A 19,846-nucleotide genomic window follows, 5' to 3' on the forward strand; every position below is an offset into this window, starting at 1 on the left:
GCGGGCCGGCTATGGAAGAATTTTGAGAGGCAGGGCATGTTGCAGGATACGGGATGCCCAAAAGGCTCGACATGCGCATCATGCAATCGGCCCGCGAGCCGGCGTCGTCCCGGCGAATAGAATGGGACATTGCTTAATGCGCTCCTAACGCTTGCGGCCTGTCCCCGGAAAAAGGCTTTCTAGGCAGCTCGAGCAGGGCACGCCATGCTGCGACTGATATCATCAGCCAATAGAGTGGGACATAGATCCAGCGCCAGCCGATGTTGCGCTTTTCCTCACGCAGCATCACGACCCTGCCAAGTAGCAGAAAGAGCCCGTAGCTTGCTGCCATATTGCTAAGATCGAGGAGGAAGAGCGCGCCTTCATTGCGCCCGGCGGGTGGAAAGCCGAGCGCCAGATAGCCGGCGCTCTTGACCAGAAGCATGATCAGCCAGGGATGGGTGAGCGAGGCAGCATGCCTCCGATCAGCAACTGGAACATCAGGAAGCCACCCGCACCCATCTCGCGCAGGAGACGCGCTAGCTCGCGCATCATCACCAGCCATGGGTGTCGTGACGATGATGCTGTCGGCCAGTCCTGGCTTCGTCTCGAACGCCTGCGAGCGCGCGGCGGGCCTCCGGCACAATCGCCAGCATGCCCTTGCTGATGTAGTTCAGCCGGACGCAGCGAGCCCGCAGGAGCTGGCTGTCGAGTGCCTTTTCGTCGTTGATGAGGGAACTGAAACGGAAGGCGAAGCCCGCGCGCCAGCGACGCATAGTCGCTGTCGGTATCGATGGAGCCGCTTGCAAGGAGCTCCTGCTCGATGCTCGTGCCATTGTGACGGACGACCTGCATTGCGTGGGCGACTTTCGGCTGCCGAGTTGCAGCAAAACCTCTGCTTCCTGCTGGTAGGGATCCGTGGCCGCGCGCGCTGGTGGCGGCGCGTCATGGCGTATAGAACGATCATCCAAGAGCGCGCGGCTTTCGATCCCGCCCGGCGCATATTCCCCGATACGCATAACTCTGATACACCGTTTCCAGAATGGCAGTGCATGCTTGTCCCCGAGGCCGATCATAATGGTGCAATTTAAACTGGCATCCCCAAATCTTAAGGGGCTAAGCAGCTTTTGGCTGTCTCTGGTTGTGTTTTTTTGCCCGTTCTCGTTGCTTGCCCAACAGGTGACGCCAAACTTGCCGCTGCTTTTCGATTCCAGGGAGCGGCTTGCAAAGCCGGATCTTTCGTCGCTCGTACGGCTGCGGTTCCTGACGACGATCGATTTTCCGCCGTTCAACTTTACGGATCAGAATGGCAAGCTTGGCGGTTTCAACATCGATCTTGCCCGCGAGATCTGCAACGAACTGGAGATCGCAAGCAAATGCCAGATCCAGGCGCTGCCGTTTGTTGATTTGAATGCTGCGCTCGCCGCCTCGCAAGGCGATGCCGTCATCGCCGGCATTGCGGTCAGCGAAGAGTTGCGGCGGCAATTCGCGTTTTCGCGGCCTTATCTGATGTTGCCCGCTCGCTTTGTTCGAAACCTGAAGGCTCCCATCAAGGGTGGAGATGCGAGCGCTTTGACCGAGCATTCAGTCGGCATCGTCAAGGCGACGGCGCACGAGGCCATGCTGGCGGCCTATTTCCCGAAGGTGAAGGCCGTACCGTTCGACAGCAAGGACGCCCTTCTTGCGGCACTGAAGGACGGCAAGGTGGAGGCCGCCTTCGCGGATTCTCTCCAGCTTTCCTTCTGGGTTTCGTCACAGGCTTCGGCGAAGTGCTGCGCTCTGTTCGACGGGCCCTATCTCTCCGAGCAGTTTCTCGGCGAGGGCATGACGATCATGCTGCGCCAAAAAGACGATGTTCTGACCGCAGCGCTGGACCACGCGCTTGCGGCGTTATCGCGCAATGGCCGCCTGCAGGAAATCTATCTGCGCTATTTCCCGTACGGCTTGTACTAGCGCGCCGCGCTCTTTCAGATTCGCCGCGCTTTAGTTTTTGTTTTTGCGCATGTCTTTATCCCGAAACCGGTTACCACTTTCGGGAGACATGCGTTAGCCCTTGCGAAAGCGGGCGATCGCGCTGCGCTCGATAGCGGCGCAAGTCAGCTTGTCAAGGCCGAGGCGGTCACGCAGCAGGCTGAGCAGGCGCAATTCTTCCGCCTTAACCGAGAGATCGGCGGAGGCGACTTCGACCGCGAGCGCATAGGCTGTGTCGTAGAGGCGCGAGGGCAGCGTGTCCTTGACGGTTTCGAGCACGATGTCGAGGCCCTCGGACCCGGCCAGCAGCGCTGCGCAGTCGCGCGCAACAGAAATCAGCTTCTCGTCATCGAAATCACGAAAAACCGGCAGGAAGCCGATCAGTTGGCCGATGCGCTCCATCTCGCGATCGTTCATTGTGCTGTCGACGGCGGATGCCATCACCATCACGTAGATCAATGCGTCATGGGCGGAAAGCGGCTTGTTCATATCTCGATGTTCCCTCTGAAACGAGCCCAGAGTCTAGGAACTGCCCGGCGACATTACAAGCCGTCAGGCGGCAGATCGGACGGCAGATTCTCAGGTGTGCCGGTTTCCGCGATGCTGCGAGGGTCATCTCCATAGATGCCTTTGCCTGTCCGCCTTGCCGTCTCGCCGGCGTCGGCAAGCGCTGATCCGCTGTCTGCCTCTGCCCAGCCATTTTCAACGAGCCACTGCGAAATGTCCTGCGTGCCGATCCTGCAGGCGGCGGTGACCGTGCCGGTCCACTCGGCGCTGTCGAGATCGCAGCGCACAGTTCTGAGGCGCAGAAACAGCCGCACATTGGTTTTTGCCAGCATCCCGCATGGCCACTCCCGGCCTTTGCTGTCGGTACATGTCTTGTCCGCCGGTGTGGGATTGATGTCGGCAAGCTGCAGGCGGCGGTCGCCAAACGCGAGGACGCCGGCGCTTTCCGCGACCGGGCGAACGAGGTTCACGCCCTTGTCTTCGGGAATTTTTGCCGGTTGCTCTGGCTCCGCTGCCGCGATGCGCTCAAGCGGCTTGCCGTCGATGGCTGCTGGGTAGAATTGGCTGGCGTCGTCGACAGGCCGCGCATTCATGCTGGCTTCGGGATTTGTGATCCGTTGAGCAACGGGGGCGGCGGGCGGCGCAGTGAGTGCCGTCGGCGCGGCCGTCTCCTCCGGATCAATGGCCGTACGGAGCCGCTGTCCACCGGCCGCGATCAGGCCCGCGACAATTCCGATCCCTGCAACAGCTGTGAGAATTGCCGCGGGAGGCATGGAATATCTTCCTACTGGCTGGCCCAGATGATGCGGGCGATCCAATCCACGTCGGAAAGTTCGATCGTCCGGTTCGGATGCTCGGGGTTGAGCGACATCAATTCGATCGATCGAGGGCTCTGACGCAACAGCAACTTGGCCATCACTTCGCCCTCGCGTGTCTTGACGACGACGCGGTCGTTGCGGCGAACCTGCGCGCCCGGCTCGACGATCAGCACGTCGCCGTCGCGGTAGAGCGGCATCATGCTTTCGCCCTGGACTTCAAGCGCATAGACGCCTGCTTTCTGGGATGGTGCCGCGGGAAACTCCACGACGTCCCAGCCTTGCCCGGCCGGAAAGCCGCCGTCATCGAAGAAGCCGCCGGCGCCGGCCTGCGCAAAGCCGAGCAGCGGGATCGAGCTGCCCTGCGGCGGGAAGGTGCCATCCGGAAGGCTGGAAAAGCTGCCTGTCGGGCGCATGAAGGTCAGAAATTGCTCCATGCTGGCGCCCGTTGCATCCAGCACCTTGGCAATCGATTCCGTCGACGGCCAGCGCAATCGCCCATCGGCAGACAGTCGCTTGGACTTGTTGAAGGAGGTCGGATCGAGCCCCGCGCGTCGGGCAAGGCCCGATGGCGTCAGGTCATGCCGTTCGGCAAGCCTGTCGATCGCTCCCCAGATCTGCTCGTGTGACAGCATGTCGCCTGATTCCTGAGCGCGTGCGCCATCCTTCAACGGCAAAATATTAACCGCAAGCCCAGCGGGAGTAAAGAGAAGAAAGGAATAAAATCCTGTCTCGGTCTCAGGCGACCATGGCCATGTTGATCTTGCCGAGTTGGATCACCGCTTGCGTGCGGCTATCAACATTGAGCTTGAGCAGGATGGCCGAGACATGCGCCTTGATCGTCGCCTCCGAGACGCCGAGCTCATAGGCGATCTGCTTGTTGAGGAGGCCTTCCGCCAGCATCGTCAGCACGCGGCTCTGTTGCGGTGTCAGCGTATGCAACCGGTGGATCAGGTCGGCGACGTCAGGGTCCTGTTCCTGCCCGTCACTGTAGCTCTCCGGTGTGGCGATATCGCCGGCGAGAACGGTCTGGATGCCGCGGCGAATGTCCTCGATCCCCGAGGATTTGGAGATGAAGCCGGATGCGCCGAGTTCCAGTGCGCGGCGGATCGTGGTCGTGTCGTCTGTTGCGGAGATGATGACGATCGGCAGTCCGGCAAATTCGGAGCGCAGCGCCATCAGGCCGGAGAAGCCGCTGACGCCAGGCATCGACAGATCGAGCAGCATCAGGTCCGCTTCAGGGTGCTTCCCAGCGGCTATCCGTGCAGCGGCAAAATCGCCGGCTTCGACGATCTCAGGATGGCCTTCCATGCCGATCACCGCCTGGCGAAGCGCATCCCGGAAAAGCGGATGGTCGTCGGCGATGATGATTGTTTGTTCCTGCATCGATGGCTCCCTCCCAAGAGATCGATCGCCACGTCATGCCTCGTGCTCCCACGATACATGCCGCCATTCTGATATGACTATACCAAATCATGTCTTTTGCGGAAGGGCGTTACGCTCCTCTTCGCTTTGGAATTCCTTGACTATCCCCATGAAGCTGCGCATCCAGCGCTCCATGATGCCGATCGAGCGGTCGATTTCCGCGTCTGAGGGCAGGGCCTTGTTGACGATGCTTTTGTTCTCCAGCGCCGTGACGCGGGCCGAAAGCCGGTCAAGCTCCTGTTCATAAGCGGCGCGCTCATCGGCAGCCATTCGGCAGACGAGAGTGCCGTCCTTCTCCTCGCAGAGTGACATGGCGCCGGTCTGTCGGTCGAGGCGTACGAAGTGCTCGCCGCTGCGCTCCAGTTGGAAGCGGGACGTTTCGGCTTCGGTCGCGTGGACGCCGAGCGGCAGAAGAAGCGCGAAAAGGCCGAGTGCGATATGTCTCATGGTTTCCTCCGGAAATTTCGGTGGCCGCCGCATTTTTTACGGCGAGGCGTGGACATCGCCGTCGCTTTGCGGCAAAGCCCGGGAAAGACCAGCCAATCTGAGGCCATCATGACCCTGACACCCACGCTTTACAAGATCGTGACGGAAACGCTCTGGCAGGAGGCGAGGGCAGCCGGCATCTTCCGGGGCGCCGCGATCGACCTCACGGACGGCTATATCCACTTCTCGACGGCCGCCCAGGTCAGGCAGACGGCGGCACTCTATTTCGTCGGCCAGACGGGACTTCTGCTCGTGGCCGTCGATGGCAGAGAGTTGGGCGACAAGCTCGTTTTCGAACCTTCACGCGGCGGCGATCTCTTCCCGCATCTCTATGCCGATCTGCCGTTCTCAGCCGTTCTATGGGAAAAGCCGCTGCCGCTCGATGCCGCCGGCCAGCATATCTTTCCGGACCTTCAGCCATGATCGATCTCTTCAAGCAAGCAGCCCGCAAGGGTCTCTTCCTTTTGGATCCGGAGACCGCGCACGGCATGTCAATTGCCGCGTTGAAGGCAGGTGCCGTTCCAGCCTGCCGGATCGCCCCCGATCCGCGCCTGCGGCAGAGCGTTGCCGGGCTGGATTTCGCCAACCCGATCGGTATGGCCGCCGGCTATGACAAGAATGCCGAGGTGCCGGAAGCGCTGCTGAAGATCGGCTTCGGCTTTACCGAGATCGGCACCGTGACGCCGAAGCCACAGCCCGGCAATCCGCGCCCGCGCATCTTCCGGCTGGTCGAGGATGAAGCAGTCATCAATCGCCTCGGCTTCAACAACGAAGGCCACGACGCAGCCTTCGCGCGCCTGTCGGCCATCCGCGGCAACGGTATGATCGGCGTCAACATAGGCGCCAACAAGGACAGCGAGGACCGCATCGGCGATTATGTCCTCGGTATCCGCCGTTTCTATTCTGTTGCGCGCTATTTCACCGCCAACATTTCCTCGCCGAACACGCCGGGCCTGCGCGATCTGCAGGCGCGCGAAAGCCTTGCCGCGCTGCTGTCGGCGGTGCTTGCCGCCCGCGATGCCGAAGCAGAAAAGGCAGGCAGAAAGATCCCGGTCTTCCTGAAGATTGCTCCCGACCTTACGGCCGAGGGCCTGGACGACATCGCCACAGAGGCGCTGTCGCACGCGCTGGACGGTCTGATCGTTTCGAACACCACGCTTTCCCGCGACGGCCTTAGGGATCAGCGCCAGGCGAAGGAAGCGGGTGGGCTTTCCGGCAAGCCGCTGTTCGACAAATCGACCGTCGTTCTGGCAAAGATGCGCAAGCGCGTCGGCCCGGCTCTGCCGATCATCGGCGTCGGCGGCGTCTCATCGGCCGAAACGGCGCTCGAAAAGATCAAGGCCGGTGCCGATCTCGTGCAGCTCTATTCCTGCATGGTTTACGAAGGGCCGGGCCTGCCGGGCACCATCGTTCGCGGTCTCTCGAAACTGCTCGATCGCGAGCAGGTGAGATCGATCCGCGATCTCAGGGATGCGAGGACGGATTACTGGGCGGCGCGGAACGTTTGATCGGCCCGGGGCCGGACGAGCATCGCCAGGAAGACACCGCGAAACAGCAGGAAGCCGTTCATCGCCAGCCATAGGCCGTGGTTGCTAAACAGCGGCACGAAGACAGCCAGGGCCATGAGATAGCCGGCAAACGACATCAGCATCCGGTTGCGCATGTCGGTCGACCATGTGGCGCCGATGAACACGCCATCCATCAGGAAGGCCAGCGCACCGGTGAGCCCGGTGACGGCGGCCCAGGGCAGGTAGGTTTCGGCCGCCTGCTGCACCTCCGGCGATGTGGTCAGCACGGAGATCAGCCAGGGACCGGCCAGCAGGAAGAACACCGAGATTATACCGGCAAGCCCGAAGGACCAGAGCGCCGTCAGCTTCAGGCCGCGGTCGAAGGCCGGCCGGTAGCGCGCACCGATCGCTCGCCCGGTGATCTGTTCGGCCGCGTTGGCAAGCCCGTCGAGATAGTATCCGGAGAGCAAAAAGAAGTTCATCAGTACGGCGTTGGCAGCAAGCGTCACCGCCCCGAAGCTCGTGCCGATCCTTGTCATGACAGTGAAAGCGGCCAGCAGCACAAAAGTGCGGATCAGGATGTCGCGGTTCAGCGCGAAGAGTTCGGCCAACCGGTGCCGCGAGAAGATTTCCGCACGCGTCGGCCGGTCCGTGCGATCGAAGCCGCTGAGGACGATCAACAGGCCCACGACGGCACCGGCCGTCTCGCCGACCATCGTGCCCCAGGCGACGCCCGCCACGCCCCAGTCGAGCCAGAGACCAAGGAAGATCGCAGGCACGATGTTGATGCCGTTGATGATCGTCTGCAGCAGAAGACCGACGCTGCCCTGGCCGCGGCCGAGCACGAAGCCGAGGATCGCATAATTGGCGAGTGCCGCCGGCCCGGCAAGGATGCGGATGGAGAAATAGGTGCTGGTCGCGGCGGCGACGGCGCTCTCCGGTCCCATCAGTTTCAGCCCCGCTGCGAGAAGCAGCGGCGAAAGACAGAGAAGCCCCACGCCGCAGCCGAGCGCCGAGATCAGCGCTCGCCAGAAAACGCCTTGTTGAGCATGCCGGTCACGCCGGCCGAAGGCCTGCGCCGTCAGACCGGTAGTAGAGGCACGCAGAAAGTTGAAGCTGCCGAGAATCAGGTCGAAGAGCATGGCGCCGATCGCCAGCCCCGCCAGAGCGTCCGGCTGGCCCATGTGCCCAACGACGCCGGTGCCGACGAGGCCGAGCAGCGGCGTGGTGATGAAGCCGAGCGTCATTGGGATCGCGATCGACAGCACCAACCGGTGCGTCACGTCGAATGCCAGCCTGTTCTCGTGACCGTGCGTATCCATGTCTGCCTCTGAGAGGCGAGGCAGAATCGCCTCAGCCGGAAAGCACCATGGCCCAGTAGGGGACGTTTCTGGAAGCGGAATTGCGCGCCACTGCAACGCCCAAGCCATTATAGCGACCGAGCATGTTTTCCAAGTGGTGCGGAGAGTTGATCCAGGCGGTTACGACTGATGGCACCGATTGCTGCCCGGCTGCGATGTTTTCCGCGGCCGGCATCTGCACGCCGCTTGCCTTGACGCGCGGTGCGAAGCCGTCGCCGATGCCCATCACGTGTTTCATCCTGCCGGCAGACGCCATGCGCTTTGCCTGAAACATCGCCGCATCCTTAGCCGCGGAATCTGCCGAAAGCGGCGGCAAGCCGCTCTTGGCGCGCAACTGGTTGACGAGCGGCAATGCGTCCGCCGTCTCGTCCTGGCCGTCTGATGGGTTGGAGGATAGCTGGGGCGCGGTGGTACAGCTCGCAATACCGGCAACCAATACGAGGCCGGACATGTGCAGCAGGCCGCGCCGTGAGAGAATGAGAGAGGTCATGTTACCGCCGATAGCTGAAGAGACGGATGAGAAGGAAGACGGGAATGACAACTGTTGCGCCGAGCAGCAGATAGTCGCCAACGCGTCCAAGAGCGGAGAAGCCGCGATGCCAGACTTCCAGAACGAAATTGCGGAAGCCATAGATGAAGTCGAGCGGCGCCCAGCCGAACACGGCCATGATGAAGCCGACGATCAGCGATACGACCAAAAGCTTGACCAATGTACGGCCGACGGAATCGCCGAGAAACTTGTTCACCTGATCGGACATGCGCCATCTCCTGTTTATCCCTGAAATACGGGCGCGAATCGTCGCTCGCAAGCCTTTTTCAGATCTGGCGCCTCCGCCTCTGAAATAGGACTTGAGTTTTTTTGTGGCCGCCGCCAAATGCGGACCGATCACAACAGGTCTTCACCATGCAGCCCAACCAGCTCACTTCAGGCGACGTCATCGCCGATCGCCGCGCCGATTACGCCAAGATGCTCGACGAAGGCGGCGAGCCGGATGCGGCCGCCGAATTGATGGAGCAGGCGCTGGAGCTTGCGCCGCGCTGGGCGGCCGGCTGGTATCGGCTCGCGGGTTACCGTGAGAAGGCAGGCGACAAGGTCGGCGCGATCGAAGCCTACCGGCAGACCTTGGAGGTCAGTCCGGACGATATCTTCGGCGCCGAACTCAAGCTCGCTTTGTTTGGCGATGTCGAGACGCCGGACCAGCCGCCGAGCAGCTATGTCGAGCGGCTGTTCGACGACTATGCGGATCGTTTCGAGACCTCGCTCGTGGAAAAACTGGATTATAGCGTCCCGGCCAAGCTTGCGGCACTCGTTGCCACAACCGGCAGGCAGTATAAGCTCGCCGTTGATCTCGGTTGCGGCACTGGCTTGCTGGGACCGGAGATCCGCGATCGCGTTGCGCGTCTCGAGGGCTTCGACCTGTCGCAGAACATGCTTGCCAAGGCGGCCGACAAGCATGTCTACGATCACCTGGCACAGGCCGACCTGTCGCTGGTGCCGGATGCGACGGGTCTCTTTGCCGAAAGCGCGATGCATCGTGCCGACCTCGTCACTGCGGCGGATGTGCTGATGTACCTCGGCAATCTCGAGAGCGTGTTCAAGGTTGTTTCAGCGCTTGTTGTACCGGGCGCCGATTTCGCTTTTTCGGTCGAGGATGCCGCAGGGAGAGATGGCTTCCATCTCGCGCCGTCGCTGCGCTACGCCCATTCCGAAAGCTACGTCCGCGCCCTCTGCGCCCGCTATGGTCTTGATGTCAGCGCCGTCAGCAAGACGGCCATTCGCAAAGATGGCGCAAACGTTATTTCAGGCATTCTGTTCCTTACGCGCAAGGCGGCATAGCGGAACGATTCTTGCGAAGTGATTATAGGTCAGCATTGCTTACGTATTTCACTTGATTGCAGTGCAAAATCGCCTGATAATCCTACGCAATTCGCCGCAGCACGGGGGCGCTCGCAAGAGCCCGAAAACGCCCGGCATCATTCATTATCACTTTTGTCCCGCTCTGATCTCTCCAAGTGCGCTGGACTCGTTTGCCGTTTGGGGATCACAATGGCACAACTTTTCAATGCTCTCGGCTTCTGGAACACCAGCGCCACCCGCCATACCCTCATCGAAGATGTTCAAGGCATTTTCTCCGGCAGCCTCATTGCGGCGCTCGGGCTCTATATGCTGGCCAGCGCGGGTCTGCTGACCGGCAGCACGGCCGGCATCGCGTTCCTGCTCCACTATGCCTTCGGGGTAAACTTCGGCCTCGCCTTCTTCCTGCTCAACCTGCCGTTCTTCTATCTGTCCTGGACACGCCTCGGTATGGCCTTCACGGTAAAGACCTTCATTGCCATCGGCCTGACATCCCTCATGACCAGCCTGCAGCCGAAGGTCATGGCCATTTCCGCCATCCACCCGGCCTGGGCAGCCCTTCTCGGTGGTCTTTTGCTGGGGTTCGGCCTTCTGGCGCTCTATCGCCACCGCGCCAGTCTCGGTGGCGTCGGCATTCTCGGCATCTACGTGCAGGAGCGCTTCGGCATCCGCGCCGGCCTCGTACAGATGGCGATCGACCTCTGCGTGCTGGCCGCTGCTTTCTTCGTCGCCACCCCGCCCGTGGTCTTCTATTCGGTTCTCGGCGCGGTGGTGCTGAACCTTTTCGTGGCGATCAACCACCGGGCCGATCGCTATATCGCGCTCTAAACACGCCCCCTCTCCCCGTCGGACGGGAAGAGGGGAAACGCGATTGTCATGCAGCCTGTGCTGGCTTGTCGATCGGGTGCTGCGAGCGGAAGCCGACGGCTAGCCGGTTCCACACATTGATCGTGCCGATTGCGAGCGTGATCTTGGTGATCTCTTCTTCGGTGAAGTGGGTCTTCAGGGCTTCGAAGTCGGCGTCCGGTGCACCGGTTTCGGCGATGCGAGTAACGGCGTCGACCCAGCCGAGGAGGGCGCGTTCCTTGGCGTCATAGACCGGCGATTCCCGCCACACGCACATCAGGTTGATCCACTGTTCGCTCAGCCCGTCGTGCCGGGATTCCTTCACATGCATGTCGACGCAGTAGGCGCAGCCGTTGATCTGCGAGGCGCGCAGCTTGATCAGATGGATGAAACGGCGCTCGAGGCCGGATGTCTGAACATACTGCTCGAGGGCGGCAACGGCCTTGTAAGCGTCCGGCGAAGCCTTTGCGAAATTGAAACGTGCTTGCATGCTCATTCTCCTTTTGGGTTGGGCGGCTCAGCGAGCCGCTCTGCGTTCATTCATTTCAAGGAAGGCGCAGCCGCGGGCGGCAATGCCGCCGTCGTCATCAGCAGCGAGCTGCGCCATGATGTCGGCGATGCTGGTCTTGGCGAGTTCGGCGCGGTAGACGCGCTCGGCCCTCAGCATCGCCGCGCTGATCTGGCATGGCTTCGTGAAGTAGCGCGCCGGCAACTGGTTCGGTCCGCGCTGGCGGATCTCGCTGCAACGGAACGCCGGCTCCGGCCCTTCGACCGCGAGGACGATATCGAGGAGGCTGATCTCTTCCGTCGGCTTCGCCAGCCTGTATCCGCCTTTCGGCCCGGGAACCGTGCTCACGATGCCGGCACCCGAAAGCGCCTGCAGGTGCTTCAGAAGATAGCTCGTCGAGACGCCATGGAATTCCGCCAGCGCGGCGGCTGAAAGCACGCCGCCTTCTGACAGACCGGCCAGCATCGCGACGCTGTGTATCGCCTGCTCGACGCCATCACCCAGTTTCATCGCACCATCCCCTCAATTCGTGGATAAAAAATATCCATGATTATCAGTGATGTCAAGCAGGCATATGCGAGGGATCGAATAGAAAGGGCGTTGCACACGTCTGGGGTTGTGAAGCGGCAAGGATTCGCTAAAGTCGAAGTTGTTGGGCAAAAACAATTCCAATAAGGGAACAGCAATGAGAAAGACGATTTTCCTGACGGCCGCTGCCTGGCTTGCAGCGACGCACCTCGCATCTGCCGAGGATACGATCCGCATCGCAACGGAGGGCGCCTATCCTCCCTTCAACTACGTCGAATCCGACGGCAGCCTGAAGGGTCTCGACGTCGACATGGCCAATGCGCTCTGCGAGGAGATGAAGGCCAAGTGCACGATCGTCGCGCAGGATTGGGACGGCATCATCCCCGGGCTTCTGGCCAAGAAGTATGATGCCATCATTGCGTCGATGAGCATCACTGATGAGCGCAAGAAGCAGATCGACTTCACGAACAAGTACTACACCACGCCGCTCGCGGTCGCCGTGCCGAAGGACAGCGCGCTGAAGGGCGTCAGCGTCGAGGACATGAAGGGCAAGGTCGTCGGTGCGCAGGGGTCGACCACGCAGGCCGACTACGCCAACGACGTCTACGCCAAGGGCGGCGCCGAGGCGAAGATGTACCCGACGCAGGATGAAGCCGTGGCCGACCTGCAGAACGGCCGCATGGATGCGCTGATCTCCGACAAGTTCGTGGTGGTCGACTGGCTGAACAAGGCCGGCAAGGATTGCTGCAAGCTGCTCGGCGACGTGCCGGGCACGGAAACGCAGGCCGGTATCGGCATCCGCCAGGGCGAGACCGAGCTGAAGGAGCGCTTCAACAAGGCGATCGACGCGCTCGTCGCCAGCGGCAAGTACAAGGAAATCACCAAGAAGTACTTCCCCTTCGATATCTACTGATCGCTTGCCGATCCAATCGCGCGGAGGCCGCAAGCCTCCGCGCCCTTTGACCAAGTCCATCCGATGAAAACAGATATCCTCGTTCTCGGTGCCGGCATCGTCGGCGTCAGTGCGGCCATTCATTTGCAGGATCGCGGCCGCTCCGTCGTGCTTGCCGATCGCGGCGAGCCGGGCGGCGGCACCAGCTACGGCAATGCCGGGCTGATCGAGCGCTCCTCCGTCGTTCCCTATGCCTTCCCGCGGCAGCTCGGCGCGATTGCCAAGTATGCGCTGAACGGCTCATCGGACGTCCGTTACGATCCCGCCTTCCTGCCGCGCATAGCCGCATGGCTGGCACGCTACTGGTGGCATTCCTCGCCGACCAATCTGGAGAAGGCGACACGGGCGCTTCTGCCGTTGATCGAGGCCAGCGTTTCCGAGCACGACAAGCTGATTGGCCGCGCCGGCGCTTCAGATCTCATCCGCGAACGCGGCTGGGTGTCGTTCTTCAAGAGTCCGCGCCGCTTCGAGGCTGCTCGTGCGGAGGCCGCAAGCCTCTCCGCACATGGTTTGACGATCCGCATTCTTGATGGAAGCGAGTTTCTGGCGCTGGAGCCTGCCTTCGCCGCGAACAGCACTCGCATCGCCGGCGGCGTGCACTGGCTTGATCCGAAGACGGTGACCGACCCGCAAGCGCTGACGGCGGCCTATGCGAACCTCTTTACGACGGCCGGCGGCAAGATGGTCCGCGCGGATGCCTCCGCACTGCGGGAAGAGACGAGTGGCTGGTCGATCACCACGGCCGAAGGCGAGATCATCGAAGCTGGCGAGGTTGTCGTCGCCCTTGGCCCGCAATCCGGCCTGATCTTCCGCAAGCTCGGCTATCCCTTGCCACTGGCGGTCAAGCGCGGCTACCACCGCCACTATGCGCAGCGCGAAGGCCAGCCGCTCGGCCACTCCGTCGTCGACGAGGAGGCCGGCTACGTGCTGGCGCCGATGGCGCGCGGCATCCGGCTGACGACAGGCATCGAATTCGCTGCGCCCGATGCGCCGCCAAATACCATCCAGCTAAGCCGCGACGAGGCTCATGCGCGCGCGCTGTTCCCGCTCGGCGAGCCGGTAGAAGCGACGCCTTGGCTCGGCCTGCGTCCCTGCCTGCCTGACATGCGGCCGGTGATCGGCCCAGCGCCACGCCATCGCGGCCTTTGGTTCAATTTCGGCCACGCCCATCACGGCTTGACGCTCGGCCCCGCCAGCGGCCGACTGCTGGCAGAGCAGATGGCAGGCAACGACACCTTCGCCGATCCCAAGCCCTTCCATCCGCATCGCTTCCTCTAGATCAGGATGATCTTAGGATGATCTGGCCTAAGATCTGAATCCTGATTTGCTTCAAAGACATAGAGCGGGTATTTCGGCCGCAAACCGCTTACACTTTTCGACATCCTGCTCTAGATCCGCCATTCTATTTCGGCGGTCGGTGCACTACCTTTAGCGCCGTGGACCAGATCGATTCCGAAGCCCGCGCTGCCCTGCCTCCGCCTTTCACCCGCTGGTTCGCGGACAAGGGATGGTGCCCGCGTGCCCATCAGCTGGAATTGCTGTCCCGCGCCGAGGCCGGGGAAAGCACACTACTGATCGCGCCGACCGGTGCCGGCAAGACGCTTGCCGGCTTCCTCCCCTCGCTGACCGACCTGACCCGCCGGGGCAGGATCCCGCCCGGCTCCGCCTTCACCGGCGTTCACACGCTCTACCTCTCTCCGCTCAAGGCGCTTGCCGTCGATATCGAGCGGAACCTGATGAAGCCGGTAGGGGAGATGGGGCTGCCGGTGACGGTCGAGAACCGCACCGGCGACACACCTGTTGCCAAGCGCCAGCGCCAGAAACTGAACCCGCCCGATATTCTTCTGACGACGCCCGAGCAGGTGGCCTTGCTGCTTGCCAATCGCGAGGCGGAGCGCTTCTTCAAGGACCTGAAATATGTCATCTTCGACGAGCTGCACTCGCTCGTCACGTCCAAGCGCGGCCACATGCTCTCGCTTGGCCTTGCCCGCCTGCGCCGGCTTGCGCCCGCTCTGCAGACGATCGGCCTTTCGGCCACGGTCTCCGAGCCGATGGACCTGCAGAAATGGCTGGTCGCGCAGCGGGAAGGCGAGGACCATCACGCCGGATTGGTGATCGTCGAAGGCGGCGCCAAGCCCGACATTTCAATTCTTTCCACCGAAGAGCACATCCCCTGGTCGGGCCATTCGGCGAAATACGCGATCCCCGATGTCTACCGGCAGCTTCTCGAACACCGCACGACACTGCTCTTCGTCAACACCCGGTCGCAGGCCGAAATGCTGTTTCAGGAGCTCTGGACGGTGAACGAGGAGAACCTGCCGATCGCACTGCATCACGGTTCCCTCGATGTCGCCCAGCGGCGAAGGGTGGAAGCGGCGATGGCGGCCAACCGGCTGCGCGCCGTCGTCGCCACCTCCACGCTCGACCTCGGCATCGACTGGGGCGATGTCGATCTCGTCGTCCATGTCGGCGCGCCGAAGGGCGCCTCGCGGCTTGCCCAGCGCATCGGCCGCGCCAACCACCGCATGGACGAGCCCTCGAAGGCGATCCTCGTTCCCGCCAATCGCTTCGAGGTGATGGAGTGCCAGGCCGCGCTCGACGCGAACTATATCGGCGCGCAGGACACGCCGCCGGTCGGCAAGGGCGCGCTTGACGCACTCGCGCAGCATGTGCTCGGCATGGCCTGCGCCGAGCCGTTCGACATGCTGGAACTCTACGATGAGATCAAGAGCGCTTCGCCATACGCCGATCTTTCCTGGGAGACCTTCGAACGCGTGGTCGATTTCGTCGCGACTGGCGGCTATGCGCTGCGCACCTATGAGCGCTATGCCCGCATCCGCAAGACGAAGGAAGGCCGCTGGCGTGTTTCCAATCCGCAGGTCGCCCAGCAATACCGGCTGAACCTCGGCACGATCGTCGAAAGCCCGATGCTCAATCTGCGCATGGTCAAGCGTGGCGAAGGCGGTAGGCTCGGCCGCGGCGGCGCGACGCTGGGCAAGGTCGAGGAATACTTCCTCGAGCAGCTCTCGCCCGGCGACACCTTCATCTTCGCCGGCAAGGTGCTCCGCTTCGAGGGCATCCGCGAGAACGAGGCGCTCGCCTCGCAGGCCTTCTCGATGGATCCGAAGATCCCGTCCTATGCCGGCGGCAAGTTTCCGCTTTCCACCTATCTGGCGGACCAGGTGCGCTCGATGATCGCCGACCCGGACCGTTGGCGCCGCCTGCCGGACCAGGTGCGCGACTGGCTGGCGATCCAGCAGGAAAAGTCGATGCTGCCGAAGCGCGACGAGTTGCTGATCGAGACGTTCCCGCGCGGCAGCCGATGCTACATGGTCATCTACCCCTTCGAGGGGCGGCTGGCGCACCAGACGCTCGGCATGCTGCTGACGCGGCGGCTCGAGCGGGCCGGCGCCAAGCCTCTCGGCTTCGTTGCAACCGACTATTCGCTCGGCATATGGGGCTTCGAGGATATGGGGGTGATGATCCGCAACGGCCGGCTCAGCCTCGCCGACCTCTTCGACGAAGACATGCTGGGCGACGATCTTGAGAGCTGGCTCGCCGAATCTTTCCTCTTGAAGCGCACCTTCCGCAATTGCGCCGTGATTGCAGGCTTGATCGAGCGCCGTCACCCGGGAAAGGAAAAGACCGGACGGCAGGTGACGGTCTCGGCCGATCTGATCTACGATGTGCTGAGAACCCACGAGCCGGATCACATTCTGCTGCAGGCGACGCGGCATGATGCGGCGAGCGGCCTTTTGGATATTTCTCGGCTTGGCGATATGCTGAGGCGAATCAAGGGCCACATCACGCATCGTGCGCTCGACCATATCTCGCCGCTGGCGGTGCCCGTCATGCTGGAGATCGGCAAGGAACCGGTGCATGGCGAGGCGCACGACGCGGTTCTGGCGGAAGCCGCCGACGACCTGATCGCTGAGGCACTGGGATCCTCCTCCGCTTGCGGAGAAGCATGAGCTGCTTGTGTTTGGATCCTCGGGTCAAGCCCGAGGATCCAAACACAAGCAATCAAACATAAGGACGAGTGGGCGACGCCGAGAAGCGCCGCCCACACACTGGAAAGATACGAGACGTGATGAACCGCCTGGCGCTCGCGTGCGAACTGAACGGACTGGCAGCGCTACCGGGCGTCGAGACATCCGTGCATGGCGTTGCTGCCGTTTGTGATCCGCTCGGCGCGCTCTATATGCCCGATGCTGGCATCCTCGTCGTTTCCGACCTGCACCTCGAGAAGGGCGCGGCCTTTGCCCGTCGCGGGATGCTGCTTCCGCCCTATGACACGCTGGCGACGCTGACGGTTCTCTCTGCCGTCATCAGCCGCTACGATCCGAAGCTGGTTGTGTCGCTCGGCGACAATTTCCACGACCGCGTCGGCTCGGCGCATCTGCCCCAGGCGTTCCGCAGCCTGATATCAAAAATGGCGCGCGGCCGCGAATGGATTTGGATCAACGGCAACCATGATCCCGACGGCACCGTCGATTTGCCGGGCACGTCCGCCGATGAAATGCATTACGGCGGCCTCACCTTCCGCCACGAGCCGAAAAGCGGGCTTCAGAACGGCGAGATCGCCGGACACCTGCATCCCGCCGCGACCGTCCGCCGCCGCGAGAAATCGGTCCGCCGCCCGTGTTTCGCCACCGACGGTGCCCGCTTGCTGATGCCCGCCTTCGGCATCATGACCGGCGGCCTCGACCTTCGCCACAAGGCGATGAAAGGGCTGTTCGATCAGACCTCGCTGATTGCCCACCTTCTCGGCCGCGACCGGATCTACTCCGTCAGGTTTGGCAACCTCGTGGGGTGAGCCCCTAGGCGGCACGGGTCGCTCCAACCATCGTCGCTTTAGTCACCGAAATAGTAGAGGGGCTGGCGCGTCAGTTCGCCTTGGCCGACATGGCCATAGACATCTTTTCCCAGGATCCAGAACGAAATGGCCTGGGTTTTCATGCAGAAAATATAGTCGCCGGAGATCCAGTGCTCTGCCTTGTTGCCGGAGAGCGGATAAAGATATTCGCCAACCTCATACATGACGGCCCGATGCGAGCTGTAATCGTATATGTAGCGCTCCGCCGCCATTAATTCTCCCGATTCTATTTCGGAAAGAATCCCATGGCGGCGAATGTATTGTCAAACAATACTGCCGCTGTATGCCGATCACCCCAATTTTGTTTCGCTCCTTGGCGTTGTATATCGTTTTTACTAGGTTTCTTCGTTTCCTTCGAAGCGATCAATTGCACTCCTGCAATTGCCGCTGATACGTGGCCGCCATGTTGGCAAAGCGTTGCGCCGTCTTCTGCAGTTGCGCATTCGAGCGCCAGTCGCCGCGCATGTAGCCTTTCGGGCCGGAATAATAGGCGAGGTACAGACCGTAGGCATCGTTCTGAGGGATGCCGGTCACCTGGCTGTTTTGCGAGTGATACCAGCCGATGAAGTCAATCGCGTCGGCGAAGTTGGTGCGGCGGGCAGCCCAACTTCCTGTAGCCGATTGATAGTGGTCCCATGTGCCGTCAAGTGCTTGCGAATAGCCGTAGGCCGTCGATGGCCGTGTCCATGGAATGAAGCCGAACAGCTTGGTGCGCGGCGGTCGCGCATATGGCTGGAAGCCGGATTCGGTATACATCGTCGCCATCAGGATCGGAACCGGAACACCATATTTACGCTCCGTCTTTTCTGCTGCGCGCTGCCAGCTCGTGAACATCCCGTCGCGCTGCTCGAAGACGGCGCAGATGTTTCGGGTCTGTCGGGGGGCCGTGGCGCAGCCGGCTACAAGTGCCAGCAGCACGAGGGCGGGGAGGGCACGGATACGCATTACAGGGAACCTCTCGTTACCGAGAGATTACTAACTCGTAAATATTAACGAGGGGTTTTTAGTCGAATGTGAGTTGCGTGCCAGCGCGTGTCGTGTCTTTTCCGCGGGGCGAGCGCTCCCCGTTGCGCTTGGCCGCAGGGCATTTATTCTAAGAGTGCCAGCGGTTCGTGGGGTATTGAATGTCGGCACTGCCTTTCTCGAAGATCTCTTCGTCGTTCAATGCGCTGCTGACTGCGATTGGGCTTCTGGCGGTGGCCGTGCTCACGACGCCCGATCTCGCTGCAGAGAGCAGGCTCGGGGTCGAAGCCGCGCTCGCTGCAATCTGGGTCGTCTATGTCCTGCAACTGAGCGGCACGCTTTTTGCGCGGCGTCGCAGTCGCGTATCGGGTGGGAACGCCGCCCTCGTGATCGACCTGCTTGCTGTTTTCGTCCCCATGGCGGCCTTCCTATTCGTCGCCTCGCGCGATCGAAGCCTGTATTGCGCCATCTGGCTTCTCAAGCCGCTGCGGGATTCGACCTTCTTCAGGCTAATGGCAAAGGTGGTTGCAAACGAATCCCGCAATCTGCTTGGCGTGACGTCGGTCTTCGGCATCGTTCTCTTCGGCGCGGCGCTGGCCGGATATGTCATCGAGCGCGATGTCCAGCCGGATAGGTTCGGCAGCATTCCGCAGGCGATGTGGTGGGCGGTCGTGACGCTGTCGACGACCGGCTATGGCGACGAGATCCCGCAAAGCCTGGCAGGCCGGATATTGGCTGGATTGGTGATGATGAGCGGCATCGGTATTTTTGCGCTTTGGGCCGGCATCCTCGCCACTGGTTTCTACGAAGAGGTCCGTCGCCAGGACTTCGTTCGCAACTGGCAGCTGGTCGCGGCGGTACCCCTGTTTAAGAAGCTTGGTTCGGCAGCGCTGATCGAAATCGTGCGGGCGCTGCGGCCGCGTATCGTGCCCGCGGGTGCAGTGATCTGCCGCAAGGGCGATGTTGGCGATCAGATGTTCTTCATCGTCGAGGGGCGGGTAAGCGTGGCGACACCCGACCATCCGGTGGAACTTGGTGCCGGAAGCTTTTTCGGCGAGATGGCATTGATCAGTGGCGAACCGCGCTCAGCGACGGTCAGCGCTGCAACCGAAGTGTCGCTGCTGTCGCTCTATGCCGTGGACTTTCAGATGCTGTCGAGCAGCAGTCCGGAAATTGCCGAGACCATCCGCAAGACGGCACTCGAGCGACGAGGCGAGCTGCCGAAGGAATGATCAAGCCTGGTATGGCTGCGGAATTGCCGCAGCC

The 19,846-nt window shown here is 61.9% G+C and carries 24 protein-coding genes; 10 read left to right on the top strand and 14 right to left on the bottom strand.

The window, feature by feature from the left end:
• Window positions 1–133: 133 nt before the first annotated feature.
• On the bottom strand, window positions 134–424 hold the full coding sequence (locus PMI09_RS16235) for a hypothetical protein (RefSeq protein WP_007796258.1): 291 nt from the start codon (window positions 422–424) through the stop codon (window positions 134–136).
• Window positions 425–533: 109 nt separating this feature from the next.
• A complete protein-coding gene (locus tag PMI09_RS31390) occupies window positions 534–755 on the bottom strand; it encodes a hypothetical protein (RefSeq protein ID WP_157213382.1) in 222 nt (73 codons plus the stop codon).
• A 301-nt stretch (window positions 756–1,056) separates the two neighbouring features.
• Between PMI09_RS31390 and PMI09_RS16245 the strand changes: the two genes are divergently transcribed.
• Window positions 1,057–1,932: a transporter substrate-binding domain-containing protein gene (locus PMI09_RS16245; RefSeq protein WP_007796264.1), complete on the top strand. Its 876-nt coding sequence runs from the start codon at window positions 1,057–1,059 to the stop codon at window positions 1,930–1,932.
• Between the two features lie 93 nt (window positions 1,933–2,025).
• On the opposite strand, the gene PMI09_RS16250 is transcribed toward PMI09_RS16245, so the two are convergent.
• The 5 genes from PMI09_RS16250 to PMI09_RS16270 all read right to left on the bottom strand — a co-directional run bounded on the left by PMI09_RS16250 (window position 2,026) and on the right by PMI09_RS16270 (window position 5,144).
• Window positions 2,026–2,439, bottom strand: coding sequence for a tellurite resistance TerB family protein (locus tag PMI09_RS16250; RefSeq protein WP_007796267.1), 414 nt, complete (start codon window positions 2,437–2,439; stop codon window positions 2,026–2,028).
• A gap of 53 nt (window positions 2,440–2,492) precedes the next feature.
• Window positions 2,493–3,230, bottom strand: a complete 738-nt coding sequence (locus PMI09_RS16255) for a thermonuclease family protein (RefSeq protein WP_007796271.1) — start codon at window positions 3,228–3,230, stop codon at window positions 2,493–2,495.
• A gap of 11 nt (window positions 3,231–3,241) precedes the next feature.
• Window positions 3,242–3,907, bottom strand: a complete 666-nt coding sequence (locus tag PMI09_RS16260; protein ID WP_007796274.1) for a S24 family peptidase — start codon at window positions 3,905–3,907, stop codon at window positions 3,242–3,244.
• 103 nt (window positions 3,908–4,010) lie between these two features.
• Window positions 4,011–4,658 carry a response regulator gene (locus PMI09_RS16265; RefSeq protein ID WP_007796276.1) on the bottom strand — a complete coding sequence of 216 codons (648 nt, stop codon included), beginning with the start codon at window positions 4,656–4,658 and terminating at the stop codon, window positions 4,011–4,013.
• An 87-nt stretch (window positions 4,659–4,745) separates the two neighbouring features.
• Window positions 4,746–5,144 (bottom strand): hypothetical protein, encoded by a 399-nt coding sequence (locus PMI09_RS16270; protein ID WP_007796280.1) that lies wholly within the window; start codon window positions 5,142–5,144, stop codon window positions 4,746–4,748.
• 108 nt (window positions 5,145–5,252) lie between these two features.
• Here PMI09_RS16270 and PMI09_RS16275 point away from each other — a divergent pair, with 108 nt between their 5' ends.
• A complete protein-coding gene (locus tag PMI09_RS16275; RefSeq protein ID WP_007796283.1) occupies window positions 5,253–5,606 on the top strand; it encodes a DUF952 domain-containing protein in 354 nt (117 codons plus the stop codon).
• The gene (locus PMI09_RS16280) at window positions 5,603–6,691 is read left to right on the top strand and encodes a quinone-dependent dihydroorotate dehydrogenase (RefSeq protein WP_007796286.1); all 1,089 of its coding nucleotides are present in this window, start codon (window positions 5,603–5,605) and stop codon (window positions 6,689–6,691) included. Before PMI09_RS16275 ends, PMI09_RS16280 begins: the two co-directional genes overlap by 4 nt.
• Here PMI09_RS16280 and PMI09_RS16285 read toward each other — a convergent pair.
• From PMI09_RS16285 to PMI09_RS16295, 3 genes are read right to left on the bottom strand one after another with little or no spacing between them, the layout of a single operon-like run.
• On the bottom strand, window positions 6,667–8,013 hold the full coding sequence (locus PMI09_RS16285; protein ID WP_007796290.1) for an MATE family efflux transporter: 1,347 nt from the start codon (window positions 8,011–8,013) through the stop codon (window positions 6,667–6,669). The two genes, PMI09_RS16280 and PMI09_RS16285, sit on opposite strands and share 25 nt — an antisense overlap.
• 31 nt (window positions 8,014–8,044) lie before the next feature.
• Window positions 8,045–8,542: a CAP domain-containing protein gene (locus PMI09_RS16290; RefSeq protein ID WP_007796295.1), complete on the bottom strand. Its 498-nt coding sequence runs from the start codon at window positions 8,540–8,542 to the stop codon at window positions 8,045–8,047.
• A gap of 1 nt (window position 8,543) precedes the next feature.
• The gene (locus PMI09_RS16295; protein ID WP_007796296.1) at window positions 8,544–8,810 is read right to left on the bottom strand and encodes a DUF6460 domain-containing protein; all 267 of its coding nucleotides are present in this window, start codon (window positions 8,808–8,810) and stop codon (window positions 8,544–8,546) included.
• Between the two features lie 146 nt (window positions 8,811–8,956).
• Between PMI09_RS16295 and PMI09_RS16300 the strand changes: the two genes are divergently transcribed.
• Together PMI09_RS16300 and PMI09_RS16305 are read left to right on the top strand one after the other, a co-directional pair.
• A complete protein-coding gene (locus PMI09_RS16300) occupies window positions 8,957–9,889 on the top strand; it encodes a methyltransferase (protein WP_007796301.1) in 933 nt (310 codons plus the stop codon).
• A gap of 210 nt (window positions 9,890–10,099) precedes the next feature.
• The gene (locus tag PMI09_RS16305; RefSeq protein WP_007796304.1) at window positions 10,100–10,735 is read left to right on the top strand and encodes a YitT family protein; all 636 of its coding nucleotides are present in this window, start codon (window positions 10,100–10,102) and stop codon (window positions 10,733–10,735) included.
• 46 nt (window positions 10,736–10,781) lie between these two features.
• On the opposite strand, the gene PMI09_RS16310 is transcribed toward PMI09_RS16305, so the two are convergent.
• Entirely contained in the window at window positions 10,782–11,243 is a 462-nt protein-coding gene (locus PMI09_RS16310; RefSeq protein WP_007796307.1) for a carboxymuconolactone decarboxylase family protein, read from the bottom strand.
• 27 nt (window positions 11,244–11,270) lie between these two features.
• Window positions 11,271–11,771, bottom strand: coding sequence for an RrF2 family transcriptional regulator (locus PMI09_RS16315; protein WP_007796310.1), 501 nt, complete (start codon window positions 11,769–11,771; stop codon window positions 11,271–11,273).
• A gap of 175 nt (window positions 11,772–11,946) precedes the next feature.
• On the opposite strand from PMI09_RS16315, the gene PMI09_RS16320 reads away from it, so the two are divergent.
• From PMI09_RS16320 to pdeM, 4 genes are all read left to right on the top strand, one after another.
• Window positions 11,947–12,702 carry an ABC transporter substrate-binding protein gene (locus tag PMI09_RS16320; protein ID WP_007796314.1) on the top strand — a complete coding sequence of 252 codons (756 nt, stop codon included), beginning with the start codon at window positions 11,947–11,949 and terminating at the stop codon, window positions 12,700–12,702.
• Between the two features lie 63 nt (window positions 12,703–12,765).
• Complete coding sequence (locus PMI09_RS16325) at window positions 12,766–14,019, top strand: NAD(P)/FAD-dependent oxidoreductase (RefSeq protein WP_007796317.1); 1,254 nt, start codon at window positions 12,766–12,768, stop codon at window positions 14,017–14,019.
• A gap of 158 nt (window positions 14,020–14,177) precedes the next feature.
• Window positions 14,178–16,712 (top strand): ligase-associated DNA damage response DEXH box helicase, encoded by a 2,535-nt coding sequence (locus PMI09_RS16330; RefSeq protein WP_007796321.1) that lies wholly within the window; start codon window positions 14,178–14,180, stop codon window positions 16,710–16,712.
• A 119-nt stretch (window positions 16,713–16,831) separates the two neighbouring features.
• Window positions 16,832–17,557, top strand: a complete 726-nt coding sequence (gene pdeM / locus PMI09_RS16335; RefSeq protein WP_007796324.1) for a ligase-associated DNA damage response endonuclease PdeM — start codon at window positions 16,832–16,834, stop codon at window positions 17,555–17,557.
• Between the two features lie 38 nt (window positions 17,558–17,595).
• On the opposite strand, the gene PMI09_RS16340 is transcribed toward pdeM, so the two are convergent.
• On the bottom strand, window positions 17,596–17,829 hold the full coding sequence (locus PMI09_RS16340) for a hypothetical protein (RefSeq protein ID WP_007796327.1): 234 nt from the start codon (window positions 17,827–17,829) through the stop codon (window positions 17,596–17,598).
• 151 nt (window positions 17,830–17,980) lie between these two features.
• Complete coding sequence (locus PMI09_RS16345; protein ID WP_007796329.1) at window positions 17,981–18,562, bottom strand: transglycosylase SLT domain-containing protein; 582 nt, start codon at window positions 18,560–18,562, stop codon at window positions 17,981–17,983.
• 179 nt (window positions 18,563–18,741) lie between these two features.
• Between PMI09_RS16345 and PMI09_RS16350 the strand changes: the two genes are divergently transcribed.
• Window positions 18,742–19,812 (top strand): cyclic nucleotide-gated ion channel, encoded by a 1,071-nt coding sequence (locus PMI09_RS16350; protein WP_007796330.1) that lies wholly within the window; start codon window positions 18,742–18,744, stop codon window positions 19,810–19,812.
• Window positions 19,813–19,846 lie beyond the last annotated feature (34 nt).

It is taken from the genome of Rhizobium sp. CF122 (assembly GCF_000282035.1).
Classification (GTDB): Bacteria; Pseudomonadota; Alphaproteobacteria; order Rhizobiales; family Rhizobiaceae; genus Rhizobium.

Excerpts from the sequence above, each read along its gene's own strand:
- PMI09_RS16300 (WP_007796301.1), top strand. The coding sequence starts at position 8,957 with ATGCAGCCCAACCAGCTCACTTCAGGCGACGTCATCGCCGATCGCCGC.
- PMI09_RS31390 (WP_157213382.1), bottom strand. The coding sequence starts at position 755 with ATGCGTCGCTGGCGCGCGGGCTTCGCCTTCCGTTTCAGTTCCCTCATC.
- PMI09_RS16265 (WP_007796276.1), bottom strand. The coding sequence starts at position 4,658 with ATGCAGGAACAAACAATCATCATCGCCGACGACCATCCGCTTTTCCGG.
- PMI09_RS16245 (WP_007796264.1), top strand. The coding sequence starts at position 1,057 with ATGGTGCAATTTAAACTGGCATCCCCAAATCTTAAGGGGCTAAGCAGC.
- PMI09_RS16345 (WP_007796329.1), bottom strand. The coding sequence starts at position 18,562 with ATGCGTATCCGTGCCCTCCCCGCCCTCGTGCTGCTGGCACTTGTAGCC.
- PMI09_RS16260 (WP_007796274.1), bottom strand. The coding sequence starts at position 3,907 with ATGCTGTCACACGAGCAGATCTGGGGAGCGATCGACAGGCTTGCCGAA.
- PMI09_RS16270 (WP_007796280.1), bottom strand. The coding sequence starts at position 5,144 with ATGAGACATATCGCACTCGGCCTTTTCGCGCTTCTTCTGCCGCTCGGC.
- PMI09_RS16340 (WP_007796327.1), bottom strand. The coding sequence starts at position 17,829 with ATGGCGGCGGAGCGCTACATATACGATTACAGCTCGCATCGGGCCGTC.
- PMI09_RS16315 (WP_007796310.1), bottom strand. The coding sequence starts at position 11,771 with ATGAAACTGGGTGATGGCGTCGAGCAGGCGATACACAGCGTCGCGATG.
- PMI09_RS16325 (WP_007796317.1), top strand. The coding sequence starts at position 12,766 with ATGAAAACAGATATCCTCGTTCTCGGTGCCGGCATCGTCGGCGTCAGT.
- PMI09_RS16350 (WP_007796330.1), top strand. The coding sequence starts at position 18,742 with ATGTCGGCACTGCCTTTCTCGAAGATCTCTTCGTCGTTCAATGCGCTG.
- PMI09_RS16235 (WP_007796258.1), bottom strand. The coding sequence starts at position 424 with ATGCTTCTGGTCAAGAGCGCCGGCTATCTGGCGCTCGGCTTTCCACCC.
- PMI09_RS16310 (WP_007796307.1), bottom strand. The coding sequence starts at position 11,243 with ATGCAAGCACGTTTCAATTTCGCAAAGGCTTCGCCGGACGCTTACAAG.
- PMI09_RS16250 (WP_007796267.1), bottom strand. The coding sequence starts at position 2,439 with ATGAACAAGCCGCTTTCCGCCCATGACGCATTGATCTACGTGATGGTG.
- PMI09_RS16275 (WP_007796283.1), top strand. The coding sequence starts at position 5,253 with ATGACCCTGACACCCACGCTTTACAAGATCGTGACGGAAACGCTCTGG.
- PMI09_RS16295 (WP_007796296.1), bottom strand. The coding sequence starts at position 8,810 with ATGTCCGATCAGGTGAACAAGTTTCTCGGCGATTCCGTCGGCCGTACA.
- PMI09_RS16280 (WP_007796286.1), top strand. The coding sequence starts at position 5,603 with ATGATCGATCTCTTCAAGCAAGCAGCCCGCAAGGGTCTCTTCCTTTTG.
- PMI09_RS16255 (WP_007796271.1), bottom strand. The coding sequence starts at position 3,230 with ATGCCTCCCGCGGCAATTCTCACAGCTGTTGCAGGGATCGGAATTGTC.
- PMI09_RS16305 (WP_007796304.1), top strand. The coding sequence starts at position 10,100 with ATGGCACAACTTTTCAATGCTCTCGGCTTCTGGAACACCAGCGCCACC.
- PMI09_RS16290 (WP_007796295.1), bottom strand. The coding sequence starts at position 8,542 with ATGACCTCTCTCATTCTCTCACGGCGCGGCCTGCTGCACATGTCCGGC.
- PMI09_RS16285 (WP_007796290.1), bottom strand. The coding sequence starts at position 8,013 with ATGGATACGCACGGTCACGAGAACAGGCTGGCATTCGACGTGACGCAC.
- PMI09_RS16320 (WP_007796314.1), top strand. The coding sequence starts at position 11,947 with ATGAGAAAGACGATTTTCCTGACGGCCGCTGCCTGGCTTGCAGCGACG.
- pdeM (WP_007796324.1), top strand. The coding sequence starts at position 16,832 with ATGAACCGCCTGGCGCTCGCGTGCGAACTGAACGGACTGGCAGCGCTA.